General features: G+C 69.8%; 17 protein-coding genes and 3 tRNA genes. 14 read left to right on the forward strand and 6 right to left on the reverse strand.

Translation table 11 applies throughout. The features are described 5' to 3' along the window. Positions 1-21: 21 nt before the first annotated feature. The 4 genes from AB0G63_RS09180 to AB0G63_RS09195 all read right to left on the reverse strand — a co-directional run bounded on the left by AB0G63_RS09180 (position 22) and on the right by AB0G63_RS09195 (position 5,855). A complete protein-coding gene (locus AB0G63_RS09180; RefSeq protein WP_360746645.1) occupies positions 22-1,950 on the reverse strand; it encodes an ABC transporter ATP-binding protein in 1,929 nt (642 codons plus the stop codon). Next, the gene (locus AB0G63_RS09185; protein ID WP_360746648.1) at positions 1,950-3,683 is read right to left on the reverse strand and encodes an ABC transporter ATP-binding protein; all 1,734 of its coding nucleotides are present in this window, start codon (positions 3,681-3,683) and stop codon (positions 1,950-1,952) included. Before AB0G63_RS09185 ends, AB0G63_RS09180 begins: the two co-directional genes overlap by 1 nt. Positions 3,684-3,803: 120 nt before the next feature. Then, positions 3,804-5,258: an FGGY family carbohydrate kinase gene (locus AB0G63_RS09190; protein ID WP_360746651.1), complete on the reverse strand. Its 1,455-nt coding sequence runs from the start codon at positions 5,256-5,258 to the stop codon at positions 3,804-3,806. A gap of 291 nt (positions 5,259-5,549) precedes the next feature. After that, positions 5,550-5,855 (reverse strand): YtxH domain-containing protein, encoded by a 306-nt coding sequence (locus AB0G63_RS09195; RefSeq protein WP_360746655.1) that lies wholly within the window; start codon positions 5,853-5,855, stop codon positions 5,550-5,552. Positions 5,856-6,016: 161 nt separating this feature from the next. Between AB0G63_RS09195 and AB0G63_RS09200 the strand changes: the two genes are divergently transcribed. The 3 genes from AB0G63_RS09200 to AB0G63_RS09210 all read left to right on the forward strand — a co-directional run bounded on the left by AB0G63_RS09200 (position 6,017) and on the right by AB0G63_RS09210 (position 6,411). Continuing rightward, a tRNA-Asn gene (locus tag AB0G63_RS09200) sits at positions 6,017-6,089 on the forward strand. Positions 6,090-6,094: 5 nt separating this feature from the next. Then, positions 6,095-6,167, forward strand: a tRNA-Asn gene (locus tag AB0G63_RS09205). 167 nt (positions 6,168-6,334) lie between these two features. After that, positions 6,335-6,411 (forward strand) — tRNA-Ile (locus AB0G63_RS09210). A gap of 62 nt (positions 6,412-6,473) precedes the next feature. Here AB0G63_RS09210 and AB0G63_RS09215 read toward each other — a convergent pair. Both AB0G63_RS09215 and AB0G63_RS09220 read right to left on the reverse strand, forming a co-directional pair. After that, complete coding sequence (locus AB0G63_RS09215; protein ID WP_360746658.1) at positions 6,474-8,054, reverse strand: site-specific integrase; 1,581 nt, start codon at positions 8,052-8,054, stop codon at positions 6,474-6,476. Positions 8,055-8,057: 3 nt separating this feature from the next. After that, positions 8,058-8,876 carry a hypothetical protein gene (locus tag AB0G63_RS09220; protein ID WP_360746661.1) on the reverse strand — a complete coding sequence of 273 codons (819 nt, stop codon included), beginning with the start codon at positions 8,874-8,876 and terminating at the stop codon, positions 8,058-8,060. Between the two features lie 136 nt (positions 8,877-9,012). Here AB0G63_RS09220 and AB0G63_RS09225 point away from each other — a divergent pair, with 136 nt between their 5' ends. The 11 genes from AB0G63_RS09225 to AB0G63_RS09275 all read left to right on the forward strand — a co-directional run bounded on the left by AB0G63_RS09225 (position 9,013) and on the right by AB0G63_RS09275 (position 15,343). Then, the gene (locus tag AB0G63_RS09225; protein WP_360746664.1) at positions 9,013-9,270 is read left to right on the forward strand and encodes a helix-turn-helix transcriptional regulator; all 258 of its coding nucleotides are present in this window, start codon (positions 9,013-9,015) and stop codon (positions 9,268-9,270) included. After that, positions 9,267-9,590: a DNA-binding protein gene (locus tag AB0G63_RS09230; protein WP_360746667.1), complete on the forward strand. Its 324-nt coding sequence runs from the start codon at positions 9,267-9,269 to the stop codon at positions 9,588-9,590. Before AB0G63_RS09225 ends, AB0G63_RS09230 begins: the two co-directional genes overlap by 4 nt. Before the next feature lie 18 nt (positions 9,591-9,608). Beyond that, positions 9,609-10,073 (forward strand): hypothetical protein, encoded by a 465-nt coding sequence (locus tag AB0G63_RS09235; protein ID WP_360746670.1) that lies wholly within the window; start codon positions 9,609-9,611, stop codon positions 10,071-10,073. After that, positions 10,070-10,789, forward strand: a complete 720-nt coding sequence (locus tag AB0G63_RS09240) for an HNH endonuclease signature motif containing protein (protein WP_360746673.1) — start codon at positions 10,070-10,072, stop codon at positions 10,787-10,789. The genes AB0G63_RS09235 and AB0G63_RS09240 overlap by 4 nt, the downstream gene beginning before the upstream one ends. After that, a complete protein-coding gene (locus AB0G63_RS09245) occupies positions 10,786-11,103 on the forward strand; it encodes a hypothetical protein (RefSeq protein ID WP_360746676.1) in 318 nt (105 codons plus the stop codon). The genes AB0G63_RS09240 and AB0G63_RS09245 overlap by 4 nt, the downstream gene beginning before the upstream one ends. Continuing rightward, positions 11,100-11,348 (forward strand): hypothetical protein, encoded by a 249-nt coding sequence (locus tag AB0G63_RS09250; protein WP_360746679.1) that lies wholly within the window; start codon positions 11,100-11,102, stop codon positions 11,346-11,348. Before AB0G63_RS09245 ends, AB0G63_RS09250 begins: the two co-directional genes overlap by 4 nt. Positions 11,349-11,436: 88 nt before the next feature. After that, positions 11,437-11,733: a hypothetical protein gene (locus AB0G63_RS09255; RefSeq protein WP_360746682.1), complete on the forward strand. Its 297-nt coding sequence runs from the start codon at positions 11,437-11,439 to the stop codon at positions 11,731-11,733. Next, entirely contained in the window at positions 11,730-12,590 is an 861-nt protein-coding gene (locus AB0G63_RS09260) for a toprim domain-containing protein (RefSeq protein ID WP_360746685.1), read from the forward strand. Before AB0G63_RS09255 ends, AB0G63_RS09260 begins: the two co-directional genes overlap by 4 nt. Further along, a complete protein-coding gene (locus AB0G63_RS09265; protein WP_360746687.1) occupies positions 12,587-14,152 on the forward strand; it encodes a YfjI family protein in 1,566 nt (521 codons plus the stop codon). The genes AB0G63_RS09260 and AB0G63_RS09265 overlap by 4 nt, the downstream gene beginning before the upstream one ends. A 244-nt stretch (positions 14,153-14,396) precedes the next feature. Beyond that, complete coding sequence (locus AB0G63_RS09270) at positions 14,397-14,768, forward strand: hypothetical protein (RefSeq protein ID WP_360746690.1); 372 nt, start codon at positions 14,397-14,399, stop codon at positions 14,766-14,768. Between the two features lie 47 nt (positions 14,769-14,815). Continuing rightward, positions 14,816-15,343 (forward strand): hypothetical protein, encoded by a 528-nt coding sequence (locus AB0G63_RS09275; protein WP_360746693.1) that lies wholly within the window; start codon positions 14,816-14,818, stop codon positions 15,341-15,343. The last annotated feature ends 58 nt before the right edge of the window (positions 15,344-15,401 follow it).

Genomic DNA, 15,401 nt, shown 5'->3' on the forward strand with positions numbered 1-15,401 from the left:
GCCCCGCACAACCGTCGAGCCTCAGTCCACCTCGGCGACCGCCTGCGCGAACTGCGCCTTGTACAGCCGCGCGTAGGCGCCGTCGGCCGCCAGCAGCTCGGTGTGGGTGCCCTGTTCGACTATCGCGCCGTTCTCCATGACCAGGATCGTGTCCGCGTCCCGGATGGTGGAGAGCCGGTGCGCGATCACGAACGAGGTCCGCCCGTCCGCCAGTTTGGCCATCGCCTTCTGGATCAGCACCTCGGTGCGGGTGTCGACGGAGCTGGTGGCCTCGTCCAGCACCAGGATCGTCGGGTCGGACAGGAACGCCCGGGCGATGGTGATGAGCTGCTTCTCACCGGCGCTGACGCCCGTGCCCTCGTCGTCGATCACGGTGTCGTAGCCGTCGGGCAGGGTGCGCACGAAACGGTCGGCGTGGGCCGCTCGCGCCGCCTCCTCGATCTCGCCGCGGGTGACCTCGCGCGAGGCGCCGTAGGCGATGTTCTCCGCGATGGTGCCGCCGAACAGCCAGGTGTCCTGCAGCACCATGCCGATGTTCGCGCGCAGTTCGTCCCGTGACATCCGCGCTATGTCCACGCCGTCGAGGGTGATGCGCCCGCCGGAGACCTCGTAGAACCGCATGAGCAGGTTCACCAGCGTCGTCTTGCCGGCGCCGGTGGGGCCGACGATGGCGACCGTGTGCCCGGGCTCCACCTTCAGCGACAGGCCCTCGATGAGCGGCTTGTCGGGGTCGTAGCGGAAGGACACGTCCTCCAGCGCGACCCGCCCGCGCAGCTCGGCCGGCCTCTCGGCCGGCACCGGATCCGCCTCCTGCTCCTCCGCGTCCAGGAGTTCGAAGATCCGCTCGGCCGACGCCACGCCCGACTGCACCAGGTTCGCCATGGAGGCGACCTGCGTCAGCGGCATCGAGAACTGCCGCGAGTACTGGATGAACGCCTGCACGTCACCGATCGACAGCGCGCCCGACGCCACCCGCAGACCGCCCACCACCGCGACCAGCACGTAGTTGATGTTCGACACGAACATCATCAGCGGCTGCATGACCCCGCTGTTGAACTGCGCCCGGAAACCGGCCTCGTACAGCGCCTCGTTCTGCTCCGCGAACTGCTGCGCCGACTCGTCCTGCCGGCCGAACACCTTCACCAGCGTGTGGCCGGTGTACATCTCCTCGATGTGCGCGTTCAGCTTGCCGGTGGAGCGCCACTGCTGCACGAAGTGCGGCTGCGAGCGCTTGCCGACCCGGGTGGCGACGACGAACGACAGCGGCACGGTCACCAGCGCCACCAGCGCCAGCAGCCAGGAGACGTAGAACATCATCGCCAGCACGCCGATGATGGTCAGCAGCGAGTTGATCAGCTGGCCCATCGACTGCTGCAGCGTCTGGCCGATGTTGTCGATGTCGTTGGTCGCCCGGCTGAGCACCTCGCCGCGCTGCCGCTTGTCGAAGTACGACAGCGGCAGCCGCGACAGCTTCGTCTGCACGTCCTCCCGCAGCCGGTACATCGTCCGGTTGACGGCCCGGTTCACCAGCCGGGTCGCCACCGCCATCAGCAGACCGGCGGCCAGGAACGTGCACAGCGCCAGCAGCAGCACGCTGCCGACCGCGCCGAAGTCGATGCCCTTGCCCGGCGTGAAGTCGGTGCCGCGCAGCATGTCGGCGACGTCGCCCTGGCCGCGCTCCCGCATCGAGTCGAGGACCTGCTGCTTCGACACCCCGGACGGCATCTTCCGTCCGATGATCCCGCCGAAGACCAGGTCGGTGGCCCGGCCGAGGATCTTCGGCCCGATCACGTTCAGGCCGACGCTGAAGACCACGCAGGCCAGCAGGGCGTAGATGGTCAGCCGTTCCGGCTTGAACTGGGCGACGAGCCGTTTGCCCGACCCCTTGAAGTCCATCGAGCGCTGATCGGGGCCGCCCCCGGCCATCATCCGCCCCATAGCCCCGGCCATCAGGCAGCCTCCGCTTCCGTCAGCTGGGAGAGCACGATCTCCCGGTAGGTCTCGTTGCCGGACATCAGCTCGTGGTGGCGGCCCGTGCCGACGACCCGCCCCTCGTCGAGGACGACGATCCGGTCGGCGTCGCGGATGGTCGCCACCCGCTGCGCGACGATCACCACGGTCGCCTCGGCGGTCTCCTGGGCCAGCGCCGCGCGCAGCGCCGCGTCGGTCGCGTAGTCGAGCGCGGAGAAGGAGTCGTCGAACAGGTAGATCTCCGGGCGCTGCACCAGCGTGCGGGCGATCGCCAGCCGCTGGCGCTGACCGCCGGAGACGTTGGTGCCGCCCTGCGCGATCGGCGCGTTCAGGCCGCCCTCCAGGCCGGAGACGAAGTCCTTGGCCTGCGCCACCTCCAGCGCGTGCCACAGCTCCTCGTCGGTGGCGTCGGGATTGCCGTAGCGCAGGTTGGTCGCGACGGTGCCCGCGAACAGGTACGGCTTCTGCGGTACCAGCCCGACCGTCTTGGCCAGCAGCTTCGGCTCCAGCGCGGACACGTCGGTGCCGTCGACGAGCACCTGGCCCTCGGTGGCGTCGAACAGCCGGGGGACCAGCCCGAGCAGCGTGGACTTGCCGCTGCCGGTCGAACCGATCACGGCCGTCGTCTCGCCGGGCCGGGCCACCAGGTCGATCGCCTTCAGCACCGGCTCCTCCGCGCCCGGGTAGCGGAAGCCCGCCCCGCGGATCTCCAGATGGCCGTGCCGGCGCAGCTCGGTGACCGGCGCCTTCGGCGGGACCACGCTGGAGGAGGTGTCCAGGACCTCCTGGATGCGCTCGGCGCACACCTCCGCGCGCGGCACCATCATGAACATGAAGGTGGCCATCATCACGGACATCACGATCTGCATCAGATAGGCGAGGAACGCCGTCAGGTCGCCGATCTGCATGCCGCCGCTGTCGATGCGGTGCGCGCCGAACCACACCACCGCGATCGACGACAGGTTCACCGTCGTCATGACCACCGGGAACATCAGCGCGAGCAGGTTGCCCGTCTTCAGCGACATCTCGGTCAGGTCCGCGTTGGCCTCCCCGAAGCGCCGCTGCTCGTACTCGTCCCGGACGAAGGCGCGGATGACGCGGTTGCCGGTGATCTGCTCGCGCAGCACCCGGTTGACCGTGTCGAGGCGCACCTGCATGGCCCGGAACAGCGGCCGCAGCCGCCGCACGATCAGCGTCACGCAGATCCCCAGCACCGGCACGACGGCGACCAGCACGCCCGACAGCGGCACGTCCAGGCCGAGCGCCAGCACGATGCCGCCCACGCACATGATCGGCGCGGACACCATCAGCGTGAACGTCATCAGGGCCAGCATCTGGACCTGCTGCACGTCGTTGGTCGTACGGGTGATCAGCGAGGGCGCGCCGAAGTGGCCCACCTCGCGCGCCGAGAACGACTGCACGCGGTCGAACACGGCCCCCCGGACGTCCCGGCCGAGCGCCGAGGCGGTGCGGGCGCCGTAGTACACGGCGCCGATGTTGCACACCACCTGGGCCAGCGAGATGCCGATCATCAGGGCACCGAAGGAGAGGATGTAGCCCGTGTCTCCCTTGACGACACCGTTGTCGATGATGTGGGCGTTCAGCGTCGGCAGGTAGAGCGTGGCGCACGTCTGCAGGAACTGCAGCAGCACCAGCAGGGCGATGGGTTTCTTGTAGGGCCTCAGACAGGCCCGCAGAAGTCGTATGAGCACGCTGCGTCTCTCGGAGTCGGCGTCGTCGGGTGGAGCGGGCGTGTGCCCGAGGCTCCTATCGTCGGACACTCCACCCGTGTTACCTCAACCGATTAAGCCGTCAGGGCGTGTTGTGCCGCCTCATGGGCGGAAGGCGCCCGGATGGGTCTGGTCCCGCACCGACACGAACTGCTGCCGCACCGCCTGTCCCACCGCCAGATCCTCCCCGGGCTCCAGGATCTGCGCCGCCGCGCCCTGCCAGGCCGGCGGGGTGCGCGGGTCGAGGGTGCCCTGTGACACGCCGAGCGCCCAGGCGGCCTGCCGGGCGGCGCCGATCGCCGCGTAGTCCGCGGGCTGCGGTACGGCGATCTGCGCGCCGAACAGCGACGGCGCCACGGCCTGCACGGCGGGCAGCGCGGCGGCCGCCCCCAGCAGGAACACCCGCCGCACCTCGACACCGCGGCCGCGCAGCACGTCCAGCGCGTCGGCGAGCCCGCACAGCATGCCCTCGAACGCGGCCCGCGCGAGGTGCTCCGGCTTCATCGACTCGCGCCTGAGGCCCGCCAGCGTCCCGGCGGTGTGCGGCAGGTTCGGCGTCCGCTCGCCCTCCAGATACGGCAGCAGCACCAGCCCGTGCGAGCCCGGCGTGGACTTCATCGCCAGCTCCGACAGGCTCTCCAGGTCCGCCAGCCCGAGCAGTTCGGCGGTACCGCGCAGGGCCCGTACGGCGTTCAGGGTGGTGACGACCGGCAGGTGCAGGCCGGTCGCGTCGGCCAGGGCGGTGATCATCCCCGCGCCGTCGACGAGGGCCTCGTGGTGGACGGCCATGACGGACCCGGAGGCGCCGAGCGACACGACCGCGTCGCCGAGCCCGATCCCCAGCCCGAAGGCGGCGGCCATGGTCTCCCCGGTCCCGGCGGAGATCAGCAGCCCCTCGGGGGTGGTGCCGGCCGCGTCCGCCGGGCCGATCACCTCGGGCAGCATGACCTGGTGCCCGAGCGCCAGCTCGACGAGGTCGGGGCGGTAGCCGCCGGTGGCCGCCGACCAGTAGCCGGTCCCCGAGGCCCCGCCGCGGTCGGTGGTCCGCCGGACGGGCCGCCCCAGCAGCTGCCACACCAGCCAGTCGTGGGCCTGCATGAGGACCGCGGTGCGCAGGGCGGCGTCGGGTTCGTTCTTGGCGAGCCAGCGCAGCTTCGTCACCGGGTGCGCGGCCTGCGGCACGCTCCCCACCGCGTGCGCCCACGCCTCCCGCCCGCCGAGGGCGTCGATCAGGTCGGCCGCCGCGACCTGCGTCCGCTTGTCCCCGCCGACCATCGCCGGGCGCACCGTGTTGCCCTGCGCGTCCAGCGGCACGACCGCGTTCTGCTGCGCTGACACGCCGATGGCCTGCACGCCTTCCAGCAGCCCGCCGCCGGCCGCCTCTCCCAGGGACAGCAGCCAGGCCTGCGGGTCGACGTCCGCGGGCCGCCCGCCGCCCTCGACGGCCTCCATCGGATGCGGCGCATAGCCCTGCCTCAGCACGGCCCCCGTGTCCGTGTCACAGACGACGATGCGAGTGAAAGCGGGTGAACTGTCCAACCCGGCGACTATCCCCATGGCCGGAATTCTGCCGCACCGCCGCGGCTGCTCCACCCGCGGTGCGCCACGGGGACACGGGGACGGCCCGGCTACGGCGGGCCCGGACCCGTCGCGGCCGGTGAGCGGGGTTTCCCGCGCCGCCGGGACCGCATGGGTCTCCGCGCCGACCGGAACCGCACGGGTGTCCGCCCTGCCGGGAGCGCACGGGTCTCCGCGCCGACCGGGCCTCGGGTCCTGTCCGGCGGATCATGCCGCACCTGGGCTGGAAGGCGCCGCCGGCTTCCTCCGGCCTGATCCGCCGGACAGGCGCTACGTGGCGCTGGTGCCCCAGTCGTCGGACGCCGTGCCGCCGGTGCCGCGGTCGCGCAGCGAGCGGACCCGCTCGGTGACGGAGTCGGGGACGCGGTCGCCGACCTTCTCGCTCACCACCTGGTACGCCTTGCCCGCGAACTGGCGGCCCTGCTGCGCCGCCGACTCCGCCGTGTTGCGGACCGCCGGGTTCTGCGCGATCTGGCGTGCGGACTTCTTCAGCTGCTCGTAGCGTTCGCGTCCGGCCCTCGTGCCCAGGACGTAACCCAGAGCCAGCCCGACGACGAACGTGAGCTTGTAGCGCATGGCGGCCAGCCTTCCCTCGTGTGGGTGTTCGGTGCGGCGTCGGTGCCGGGGTGGAGAACCGATTGGCGGAGCACCCCCCTGCTTGCGCTAATGTATGTGTCGCAGCGAGCGTCCGCCCCCTGGCGAATACCCAGGTCGGCACGTTCGATGCAACGAGGCATTCCTCCGTAGCTCAATTGGCAGAGCAGCCGGCTGTTAACCGGCAGGTTACTGGTTCGAGTCCAGTCGGGGGAGCTCGGTCCTCCGTAGCTCAATTGGCAGAGCAGCCGGCTGTTAACCGGCAGGTTACTGGTTCGAGTCCAGTCGGGGGAGCATGCTGAACGAGGACCCCGGCGGGGTCCTTTTTCATGTTCGGCGCATCCGCGCAGGCCGCGGCGCGGTCCCCACGGGCGGGGAAGTCGACCATCCGAGGCAGGAGATCGTATGACCGGCTATGCTGCGGCAGACGGCGCGCACACATGTACGCGACACGCCGTTATGGGGCGGTAGCTCAGCCGGTTAGAGCAGCGGACTCATAATCCGTCGGCCGTGGGTTCGAGTCCCACCCGCCCCACCAGGACACGCGTTCGAAGAACCCCTGTCACCAGGAAGTTGAGCGCTCCATCAGGTTTAGACCTGTTAGGGCGCTCCATCGTTTCCGGGGCTGTGCGTGAGCGATGCGTGAGCGGCTGTGCCGGAAGGCAGCGGGCGGCGAGCGCGGGGAACGATGCCCTCCGCGTTCCTCGCGACCTCCTGGTCGACCTGGGGGAGCAGGCTGGTGTACGTGTCGCCCGCGAGCTGGATCGACCCGTGGCGGAGCGTCTCCTTGATCGCGTGAAGGTCACCGCCGCCCGCATGGATGAGAGTTGCCGCGACGTGCCGTAGATCACGAAGGTTGATCGGCGGAAGCCCGGCCTCCCGGCACAGCCGGCGGAAGACGTCCGACACCTTCTCCGGGTGCAGCCAGCCGCCGTCCTCGTCGACGAACACCTTGCCCGTCTCCTGCCAGGGAAGGCCGCGGTCGAGACAGGACTGCCGCTCGGCCTGCTGGCGGGCACGGTGCTCGGCCAGGACTTGCAGCGTCGCCGGCCCCAGGGCGATCGTGGCCGCGCTACCTTCCGTCTTCGGGTTGCTCTCCACCGGCGTCCACCCGTCCTGGATGATCGTCTTAGAGACCGTCAGATGAGCCTTCGCGAAGTCGATCCCGGACCAGTCCTGCCCGACAGCCTCGCCCCGGCGCAGGCCGCGGAACGCGATCAGGTGGAACAGCGCGTACAGGCGGTCCTGTTCGGCGTGGTCGAGGAACTCACCGACCTGGACCGGCGTCCACACCATGACCCCTGACGGCTTCTCACCAGTCTGCCGCCACCGCTCCACATGCTCCGGCGTCCACAGCACAGCCTTCGGCCGCTTCCCCGACGCGAGCTCGACGTGCGCGGCTGGGTTGAACGTCAACAACTGCTGGGAGATCGCCGCGTTGAGCGCGGACCTGAGCGTCGCCCGGATCCGCTGCTGCGTTGCCGGGCCGGTCACCCGCCGATACGGGGGCAACGCCTCCAACTTCGCCCGCTCCGCGGCCAGCCGGGCCGTCTCCGACGCCGGCGGCCGCGACCGCTTCCCCCACGTCGCACGCGCCTGCTGCTCGCGCCGTTGCTGGTTCTCCGCCTCGATCGTCTCGTTCGCCGTGTCGATGGCGTCGAAGAACTCCACCAGGTGCCCGACGTTCAACCGGTCCAGGAGGATGTGGCCGATACCCGGCTTCAGGTGCACCCGGATGTGGGAGCTGTAGCCGTTCAGCGTGGACTTCTTCCGCTTCTTCGACTCCCACCACTCATCCAGCCAGTCCCCGACTGTCAGCTTCGACGTGAGCGGCTGGCCGGCACGGAACCGGCGCCGCGTCTCGGAGAGGTCAGGCAGCGGCGCCTTCTTGTTCTTGCTGACCGCCTCAAGCAGATCACCGATCTTCGTCTGCGCTTCCTGATCGTCACCCGGCGCGAGAGCGAGCAGGGCCCGCACGGCGTCGAGAGCCTCCTGGGCGTCCTTGGCGGTGGCGTAGCCGGAGCGGGAGAAGGAGCGCCGGCCGCCGTCGGCGCGCGGCGGAAGCTCCTGCCGTACAGCCCACACACCGTGTCGGCGGCTGGACAGCTGCGGGCACACCTTGCCCAGTACCTTGCCGTCGCCGTCCCGGCAGTAACAGCGGCGGTACGTCGAACCCTTCATCGGCTACTCCTCGCCTTCACCCGATTCGCCCTGCTGCATCGAGTCCGCCACAGCATTGCGGATCCTGTTGGACACCGTCCGGGCGGCGGCTTCAGCGATGGGGCGGGCGATGGCTGCGGCCACCGGGTTGCTCACTTCACCGCCGCGCGATCCGGGCGGTGGCCCCAGGATGCCCTGTTTGCGGGCCTGGGCAACCCACTTCGCTGCCGTGGAATGCGTGGTGCCAAAAACCTCCTGAACTGCGCGAGTCGGAGGCGCGCCTGCCGCATCCGCATTGCGGTAGACCTCCGCAACTGCCTCTAGGTGCTCTTTGGTGATCCGGTTGCGCTTGCGCTTCACCCTGTCAATAGGCAACGAAGCGGCAGCTTGGAGCGTCTCCCGCAAATCATGCTGCGGAGATGCGGCCTGCCAGGCTCGTAGGACGTCGAGCCAGTCTTCCCCAGCCGCCTTAGACGAATCGCTCAAGAACGGGTTGATGGACGCCGTATCCGGGTCCGTAGTGGCCAGCCAATGGGTCATCTTGATGATGGCCAGGCGTTTCCAGCTTTCGATCGGCGCGACACTCCGCAGCGTGTCCAAGCCCGTGGGTACATCGCTGTGGGTGGACATGACTGCGGACATCTTCACTTCCCCCTCGTTCACGACGAAGCAGAGGAACACGGCTTCACTCTCGCGCTTGTTCGTCGCGACCAGCGTGAAGGACTGAGGTAGCAAGACGTTGCCCGCCCGCTCCAGGCGGCCGTGGTTCCTGTAGCTCTCCGTGGGCCACCCAGGGACGACGAGGTACTCCCAGCCGCCTAGATCGTTTGGTGTCTCAGTCATGCCGCCATCATGCCGTGATGGCAAGGCTTCGGCAAGGCAAGGCTAAGTCTCACTGAGCCGTCTCAGTCATGTCTTGGATGTGTAACTGCAAGGTTGCGGGTACCAAAACGGCAAGGTGATGGGTAAGGTGCTGGGTATGACCAAAGCCCACGCTTTGCGGCTCGTACATCTGCGTGCGGCCATCTCCACCGGAGAGACCCGTCGGATCCGAGTCGCTGCCCGCCTCTCCATCAGTGAAATGGCGGCCGCCTGCGGGGTGGACCAGTCGACTCTCTGGCGGTGGGAGCAGGGCAAGCGCCTCCCCCGTGGAGAGCACGCCATCGCCTACGCGGACGTTCTGGACAGCCTCCGGAACCAGGTCGTCGATGAAACCGAAAGCCGGGAAACGGCATGACCAGCCCGGCCTTGACCATCGCCGAGGTCCTCGACCAGCCCGCCGTCGTCCCGCTGTGGCCGACCGTCGGCCGGGCCCTGGGGCTCGCCGAGTCCACTACCTACCAACTCGCGGCCGAGGGCCGCCTGCCCATCGAGGTCATCCGTCTGGGACGCCGACGCGTCGCCCGGACCATCGACCTCCACCGCTTCCTCGGGCTCATCCCGCAGGAAAACGGCGCCGCCCCCGTGTACCAGACGGGGGCGTCCGCCGGGAACGACGAAGCGGCCCGGGTACCAGCCGGGCCGCCTCAGTCGAGCAAATCCACTCTCACCAGCTAAGCAAGACAGGACACGCTCATGAGCACAACGGTACAGCCCACGCCGTCGACTATGCCCGACCAGGCCGTCTCCGCCAGCCTCACGGTCGAGGTCATGACCGACCTCGACGACGGCCAGCGCACGCTGGTCGCCGCGACGCAGGGGAACCAGGGTGACCTTCAGGTGGTCACCGTGGCCCAGGCGCTCGCCAAGGTCGCCACGCTCCGCGAGCAGGCCGACCGCATCGAGGCGCTCATCAACGAGTACGCCGAGAAGGTCATGATCCCCGCGTTCCTCACCGAGTTCGGCATCCAGCTTGAGGAACTCGACACCACCGCCATAGCCGAGAGCGTGCCCGACCTGGTCGACTCGTTCCGCGCCTTCGCCGAGGTCAAGAACGACGGCAGCATCATCGCCGCCGTCCCCAAGGGACAGCCGGCGGCCGAGCGGCTCGCCGCCATCCGCGACCTGGTCCTCCACCTGCAGAAGCAGGAGCAGGCGTGACCACCCACCACAGCACGCCGGCGGCCGGAGACCCCTCCGGCCGCCCGGCCCGCCCGGTCAAGGACAAGCCGAAGCCCGATCATGGAACTCAGCAGCGATACGCCAAGCACAAGTGCCGCTGCGACATCTGCCGGGCGGTGAATGCCGCCTACCAGCGCGACTACCGCGCGCGCCGGAAGGAGCGCGGCACCCGCATTGCGGAAGGCAAGATGCCCGCAGGCGTTGACGCGGTCGGCCGTCAGAAGTGGCGCAAGCTTGACGACCCCAAAGACAAGCTGCTCTCGAACGCCGTAGCCGGACCCAACGCGTGCATCGTCTGGACCGGAACCAGGAACGCCCACGGTTACGGGCGTCTGCGTGTCAACGGCGTCCAGTACTACGCCCACCGGCTCTCCTACGAGATCCACGTAGGCCCTATCCCCGGCGACCTGGTCCTCGACCACCTCTGCCGCAACCGGGCCTGCGTGAACCCTCACCACCTCGAGCCGGTGACCGCAGAAGAAAACACACGCCGTGGCGCCGCCGCCATCACGCACTGCCCGCGCGGACACGCCTACGACGAGGCCAACACCCGCCGGAAGGCAAACGGCGCTCGCGACTGCCGCGCATGCAGCCAACTGCGCGACCGGAAAAGGCACACCCCGCGAGCTCTTCAGGGCCTGCCCGAGATCCCGACCGGCCCTGGCTGGCCGATCCACGGAAAGGAGGCGTTGTGATCCGCACCCCGCAGGACACGTTCCTGTCCGATCAGACGCTGGCCGCAGCGCGCGACGCCGCGCAGGACGCCAGCCTCGTCCCGGTCGCGGTGACCGCCGCCAACGGCGAGCAGTGCACCTGGTGCGACTGCCCCGACGGGCCCGACTCCCCGCACAACCAGCGCGACTACCGGTGCGACGGATGCCCGAACCGCGCCGAGTCCGTCGTGTCCCTCTTCGCCGGGCCGAACCTGCGCTACGACTACCCGGCCTGCGAGCGGCACCGGTTGGACATCGTCGCGACCGTGGCCCACCTCGCCGGAGGCCGGCGGTGAACGCGCGGCGCCCGGGCGAGTGGCCCGTCGACCTGCCCGTCCCCCTCGACCTGCAGTCCGAGGACGAGCTGTACGTCCGCCGTGCTGCCGAGCGGGCCCTGCACGAGATGGTCCTCGACTCCATCCGGCACGACCTGCAGCAGCAGCCCAGCCCGTTCACGGTCACCACGGCCGCCCGGAACTGGTGCAACCAGATCACCGCCGTGGCCGAGGAGATCGCCCGTTCCAAGCGCAAGGCCGCGTAGGCCGCGGGCGGGCGCCGTGCTTCCCCCGCGGCGCCCGTCCGCATCCCACGAACACCACTGGCCCTGCTCGTAGAAGAGAGCACAGTTCGTGAACAGCTCCACCACCCTCTCGCTCTTCGGGGAGGACACCGAGCAGGACGCGGCGGAGATCCATCTGCCGGTCCGCCTCGGCATGGCCGCTGCCGCGGCCCGCCTGGTCGCGTACCGGGACACCCAGTTCGAGGACAGCGAGCCCCGCGCCCTGCTCGTCGTCGACTGCCCGTTCTGCGACCACCAGCACGTCCACTCCGCCGGCCTCGCCGCCTCGCCGCGCGTCTGCCCCCGCAGCTCGCGGTGCATCGCCCGCCCGACCGGCACGTACTACTTCCCGGAGGTGAGCGCGTGACCGACGGGATCGCCTTCAACCGGCTCGCCGATCTCCTGCGCGACAGGGGCGAGCCCACCCGCTACCAAGGCGGGGCGCTGCGCACCCGCGGCATCTGCCACAACGGCGACTCCCCCGGCACCGTGGCCATCCGGCGCGGGAACAATGGCGGCGTCGTCGTCCACTGCCACAAGTGCGACGGCAACACTGACTTCCTCGCCGCGATCGGCTGGACCGAGGCCGACCTGTTCGACGAGCCCCTGTCGGAACGGCCGCGCGACCGGCCCGCAGACGACACCTGGATCCCGTGCCAGGACCGCGGGCACAAGCGAGTCGCGCAGTACGTCTACCGCGACGCCAACGGCGCCGTCGTCCACGGCGTCACCCGCTGCGACCACAAGTGCTTCGCGCAGTGGCGGCCTGATGACACCAACCGCTCCGGCCGCCGCTGGTCCCTCAACGACAAGCAGGGCAAGCGGCTCGTGCCCCTCGTGCCGTACCGGCTCCCCGAACTGCTCGCCGCGAAGGAAGCTGACCGGGTTATCTGGATCGCCGAGGGCGAGAAGGACGTGCACGCGCTCGTCGAGCACGGGCTCGCCGCCACCTGCAACGCGGCCGGCGCCGGGAAGTGGACGGCCGAGCATGCCGCCTACCTCGAAGGGGCGGACGTCACCATCGTCGCCGACCGCGACGAGAAGGGCCGCGAGCACGCCACCGCCGTCGTCGACAGCCTCCGCGGCGTGGCCCGCACGGTCTACGTCGTCCAGGCCCGCACCGGCAAGGACGCCCACGACCACTTCGCCGCCGGCCACAAGGACGCCGACTTCCACCAGGTGTGGGCGCCGATCCCCCACCCTGCCGATCGGGGGCAGGGGTGAGCGAGCAGCCGAACTGGGCGGAAGACGTCAAGGAACCGGACTGGTCATCCGGCGTCCACGCCGAGGACAGCCAGGGGTGGGACGAACCGGTCCCCCTCGCCCCGCCGCCGCCCCTGCCGCTCGACGCCACCCGGCTCCGCGGCATCGGGGTCATGGCGCAGGCGGTATCGACCAGCCTCCAGGTGCCCGTCGACCTGCCGGCCTGGCTGGGCATGGCCGTCGCATCCACCGCGATCGGCGGGCGCCGGGCCGTCAGCCCGAAGCCCGACTGGACCGAGCCGGTCACCCTGTACACGATGCCGGTCGCCGCGCCCGGAGAGATGAAGTCACCCGCCCTCAGCCTGATGGGCAAGCCCATCTACGCCGAGGAGGAACGGCGCAGGGAGGCCGACAAGGTCGCCGTCGTCCGTGACCGGCGCAACCGGAAGATGGTCGAGGCCGCCGTCACCGAAGCCGAGAACCGCGTCATCAAGGCGAAGGACGCCGTCGCCCGCAGCAAGGCGAAGCAGAACCTGGACGCCGCCTACTCCGAGCTGGAGGAACTCGGCGACCCCCTCGTGCACACGCAGTTGGTCGCCGACGACACCACGCCCGAGGCCGCCATCGACCTGATCGCCGAGCAAGGCGAACGCCTCGCCGTGCTGTCCACCGAAGGGTCGTTCCTCGGCAACGTCGGCGGCCGGTACAGCAAGTCCGCCAACCCCGAGATCGTGCTCAAGGCCTGGAGCCACGAGACGCACTCCGTCAACCGGAAGAGCGGCCCGCCAGTCCTGCTCAAGCGCCCGAACCTCAGCCTCGGCCTGGCCGTCCAGCCCGGGTTCCTCACCGGCATGGGAGAGACCGGGGACGTCTTCGAGGCCCGCGGCCTGATGGCCCGGTTCATCTTCGCGATGCCGACCAGCCGCGTCGGAGAGCGGTCCTACGACAGCGAGCCGATCCCGGCCGAGGTGAGCGCCGCCTACAACAACGCCATCGCACGCATGATGCAGGCGATCCACGACGACCCCGAGTACCGGGTGATGAGCCTGGACCAGAAGGCGCAGGACCTGTTCCGCGCGTTCTGGGAGGCGCTGGAGCCGCGGCACAAGGCGCACGGCGACCTCGCCGCCGTCGAGGGGTGGGCGAAGAAGCTGCCCGGCCAGGTCCTGCGGCTCGCCGCCGTGCTCGCGCTGTACGAGGAGCCGACCACGCTGACCGTGAGCGGCGAGGTGATGGACGATGCGATCTCTCTGGTGCCGTACCTGATTCAGCACGCGCGGCTCGTCGCTGACCTGATGTCGGAGGAGCGGCAGTCCAAGCTCGGGCCCGCTCGCGCCGTCCTCGACTGGGTGCGCCGCGTCGACCAGCGGGGCCGCTTCGCCGCGAAGGACGTCGAGAAGGCCGTGCGGGGCCAGAAGTGGTGCACGGCCATGGAGGACGTGGACGCCGCTCTCAGCGTCTTGGAGCACGCCGGGTGGGTCCGGCGGATCGATCCTCCGCCGCGGGAGGAGGGGGCGCGCGGCCGGCCACCGAAGGCTCGCTTTGTCGCGCACCCGGAGACGTTCAGGGCGAGGACCGGGTGAGTTCTTTCCATTAATTCCATGCCTCGGGGGAGGCCGAGAACCGGGGTTGATTACTTACAGGTCTCCTATAAAGCCAATTTCAGAACTAATTATTACTCTACGTAACCAATAGAGGGGGAGTCCATGCGCGGACCGTGAGCGCGAGACCACCTCACCACCAGATTCCCACCACCGCACGGCATGGAAAAAAGGGAAACAACCCACCCGCCCGCGCCCAGCCCCTCAAGGAACGCACGTGACACTGATGAACCGAACCCAGGCATGGCAGTCCGCCCCCCTCCTCTTGGGCTTCCTCGGCCGACGCCCCATCGACCCCGCCGGCTGGCGGCACGTCTGCGTCTGGTGCTCGTGGTGCGCCACCTGGCACGCGCACGGAGACATGAAGACGGGCCCCGGCCACGTGCTCCACCGCGCGAGCCACTGCCACGTGCCGGACGGCCCGTACCAGGGGCACGGCTACCGGATCGTCGTGACCACCGAGCCGCTGGCGAACGTGTACCGGCTGATGAAGCAGGCGACCCCGAAGCAGCTCGACGCGATGCAGGAGGGACGAACGAGTCCCGCTATCGAGCGGCTCCGCGCACAGACTCTCCCGATCCTGGTGGAGCCCCGATGACCTCGGTGGAGAAACCTGCTCCGTCCTGCACAACCAAGGAGAACGAGATGACCAACGACTTCCACGACCGCGCCGCCGCTATCTTCGGCATGCGCGAGGGCACCGTCGCCTGGCCCTACGGCCTGGAGACCCCGCATCCCCGCCGTAGCGGGCTCAGCCGCGAGCGCCTCGCCAAGGCGACCGCTCACGCCGAAGCCGCGCAGCACACCATCGTCGAGTGGGCCGAGCGGCACGGCCTGCGGTACAGCCGTACCGGCTGCTGCCAGCTCTGGCTGCTGCGCAAGGTCAGCCGCAAGTGCCCGATCGGCACCTGCCGCAACAACGGCGGCCTGGACTACGTGTGGCTCGACCACGTCAACGGCTGGCTCAAGGACAGCCGCCCGGCCGTCCTGACGAGCGCCCCCTACTCCCCCGGGTACAACGCCGAGAACCCCGAGATCCGCAGCTGCCTCGCCACCGACGAGCGACTGCGCGCCGCATTCGGGCCTGGGTGGTACGGCCACGGCACCAGGCAGATCGTCCTGTGGCGCACGGACCGCATCGACCACGTCGAGCCGGCGTCGCCGCCGAGCTGACTCGCGGGCTCTACGGCCGGGCCCGCGGGTATCGGGCCCGGCCTCCCACCCAGCACAC

This window comes from Streptomyces sp. NPDC020996 (assembly GCF_040641355.1).
GTDB lineage: Bacteria > Actinomycetota > Actinomycetes > Streptomycetales > Streptomycetaceae > Streptomyces.